This window comes from Chitinophaga sp., assembly GCF_035564935.1.
In the GTDB taxonomy this organism is placed as follows: Bacteria; Bacteroidota; Bacteroidia; order Chitinophagales; family Chitinophagaceae; genus Chitinophaga.
The window spans coordinates 1-3,050 of the sequence record NZ_DATMTE010001098.1; the positions used below are offsets into that span (position 1 = coordinate 1).

At 51.1% G+C, this 3,050-nt stretch carries 3 protein-coding genes; all 3 read left to right on the forward strand.

Annotated features, from left to right (window positions below; all coding sequences use genetic code 11):
* The coding region (locus VN105_RS28270; protein ID WP_325646590.1) for an alpha/beta hydrolase at positions 1-649 on the forward strand (649 nt) is incomplete at its 5' end.
* 81 nt (positions 650-730) lie between these two features.
* Positions 731-1,840 carry an SPFH domain-containing protein gene (locus VN105_RS28275; protein WP_325646592.1) on the forward strand — a complete coding sequence of 370 codons (1,110 nt, stop codon included), beginning with the start codon at positions 731-733 and terminating at the stop codon, positions 1,838-1,840.
* A 57-nt stretch (positions 1,841-1,897) separates the two neighbouring features.
* Positions 1,898-3,019: a zinc finger domain-containing protein gene (locus VN105_RS28280; protein ID WP_325646594.1), complete on the forward strand. Its 1,122-nt coding sequence runs from the start codon at positions 1,898-1,900 to the stop codon at positions 3,017-3,019.
* Positions 3,020-3,050 lie beyond the last annotated feature (31 nt).

The following is a 3,050-nucleotide window of genomic DNA, read 5'->3' on the forward strand; positions in this document are numbered from 1 at the left end:
ATTCCCGGCTGCCAAGGGTAACGGCGCAGGTGTGATCATTTGCCCGGGAGGCGGCTATAGTATACTGGCTATTAACCTGGAAGGCTATGAAATAGCCGCCTGGCTTAATAAACTCGGATACACCGCTTTTGTATTGCAGTACCGCGTTCCTAAAAAGGAAGCAGGCGCCTTGCAGGATGCGCAACGCGCTATACGCCTGGTACGCAGCAGGGCGGCTGAATGGAAGCTGCAGCCCGAAAAGATAGGAATGATGGGCTTTTCCGCAGGGGGAAGTCTTACCGCAAGAGCAAGCACCCAATATAACGTACACACCTATACGCCAATTGACAAAGCAGATTCATTATCGGCCCGCCCGGCTTTCAGCGCGCTTATTTACCCCGCTTATCTTGATAAAGGAGAAAACAGGTCGCTAACCCCTGAACTGACCATCAGCAGCGAAACCCCGTCTATGTTCCTTTTTGCTACTGCAGATGATTTCTATGGCAACAGCGCCCTGGTAATGGCCGGCGCCCTCCGTGATGCCAAAGTGCCTGTGGAACTGCATTTCTACGCCAAAGGAGGCCACGGTTACGGCTTGCGTAAAGGTAATCCTGCCGGCGAAGCCTGGCCAGCTCTCATGGAAAAATGGCTGAAAAGTGCCGTGAAGTAGGTTTGTATAAACTATGACTTTTCACAGGTAGCTTTCAAGGGAATAATTGGCTACATTTGATCCATTATAAAACCTGTTACCATGGGAATTTTTGATAAACTCAGGAATGAATTTATTGACATTATTGAATGGACCGACGTGTCCCCCGATACCATTGTGTGGAAGTTTCCCCGCTACCAGAATGAAATAAAAATGAACGCCAAACTCACTGTGCGTGAGTCGCAGGTGGCCGTTTTTATGAATGAAGGTAAAATTGCCGATGTATTCCAACCCGGCATGTATACGCTTACTACACAGAATATGCCCATCCTCAGCACCTTGCAGGGATGGAAATATGGCTTCAACAGCCCTTTTAAAGCCGATGTGTTCTTTGTGAGCATGCGGCAGTTCACCAACCAGAAATGGGGAACCAAAAACCCGGTAATGCTCCGCGATGCAGAGTTTGGACCGGTAAGGCTCCGGGCATTCGGCAGCTATGCCTTCCGTGTAAAAGATGCTGCACAGTTCCTGAAAGAAGTGGCTGCCACCAACCCGGAATTTACCGTGGAAGGTATCAATGAGCAACTGCGTAATCTCGCAGTTTCCCGTGGCATGGAAGCCGTGGCGGAAGCAAAGGTGCCTGTACTGGACCTTGCAGCCAATTACGAAGAAGTATCTACCCAGATCACCGGTAAAATTGGAAATGAATTTAATGAACTCGGACTGGAACTGACAAAGTTCCTCATCGAAAATATTTCCCTGCCGCCAGAAGTAGAAGCTGCGCTGGACAAACGCAGCAGCATGGGTATTGTAGGCAACCTGGGGGCATATGCACAATTCCAGGCCGCCAATTCCATGGAGAAAGCAGCAGAAAACCCTTCCGGCGGCGGACTTGCAGCCGCAGGTTTAGGCGCGGGCATGGGCGCAGCCATGATGGGACAGGTAGGTAACATCTTCCAGAACAATAACCAGCAGACCAACACCGGCGGTGGAGCACCACCTCCGTTACCCGGCGCCGCACCATTTTTCGTGGCGGTAGATGGTAAACAGGCAGGCCCTTTTGATGGAGATCAGCTCCGTCAGCTGGCAACTGCCGGCAGCCTGAATGCACAAACACTGGTATGGAAAACCGGTATGGCCGCATGGGCCGCCGCCGGAACAGTACCGGAACTGGCGCCGGTATTAGCCACCGTACCACCACCATTACCTTAACTTAAGTGAACTGCCGGCGTCAGGAAGATGCCGGCAGTGTTATATCTATACATTCCTATGTCTTTCGAGGAAAAAACAAGTGAAACAGTTAACTCGCTGAAATGCCAGAACTGTGGCGCAATCCTGCACTATGCACCAGGCACCAACAGCCTGAAATGTGAATACTGCGGTACAGTGAATCAAATTGAAGATGACACGGAGCCAGCTGCGGTGCAGCCCGTAGATTATGATACTTTTATTGCTTCTCAACAAAATCACACCGAAGTTACACAACAGGCAGTAGTAGTAAAATGCGTCAGCTGTGGCGCTTCCACTACTATGTTGCCCAACGTAACTGCCGACTCATGCCCCTTTTGCGCTTCTCCGCTGGTGGTGGATACCACGCAAACCACATCCATCCTGCAGCCGCATTACGTGCTGCCGTTTGTGGTAAGCGATAAAGAGGCGGTACAACACTTTCAAAAGTGGATGAGTAAACTTTGGTTTGCCCCTTCTGACCTGGTGAAGAAAGTAAAAGACAGCTCCTCCCAACAGCTGAAAGGCATATACATTCCACACTGGAGCTATGATACAGATACCTATACAGAGTACTCCGGTTCCCGTGGCGAATATTATTACACAACAGAAACCTATACGGTAGAAGTAAACGGCCGTACGGAAACCCGCACCCGGCAGGTAAGGCACACCGCGTGGTATCCCGCTTCCGGCAGCGTGAATAACCACTTCCGGGATGTGCTGGTATCCGCCAGCCCGTCTTTGCCGTTGAAAATGGCGCAGATCCTGGAACCCTGGCACCTGGAACAGCTGAAGAAATACGATGGCCGTTACCTTAGCGGTTTCCGGGCGGAAATTTACCAGACCAATGCTGAACAGGGGCTGGCGATCGCCAAGAAAAGAATGGAGCCCGTGATCCGCACGGAAATCTGCGACGACATCGGTGGAGATGAGCAACGCATCGACGATTACGATGTGGAGTATAACCAGCTTGGCCTGAAATACCTGCTGCTGCCGGTTTGGATCAGCGCCTACCGGTATAATAATAAACTCTATCACTTTGTGGTGAACGCCTGCACCGGCGAAGTAACCGGCGACCGTCCATACAGCTGGATGAAAATTGTGGGGCTGATACTGGGAATCATTGCTGCCATCGTTATTATATACCAGGCGACGCAGTCGTAGTGCTGCCCGCCTTCGGCGGGAAATTGTCCTG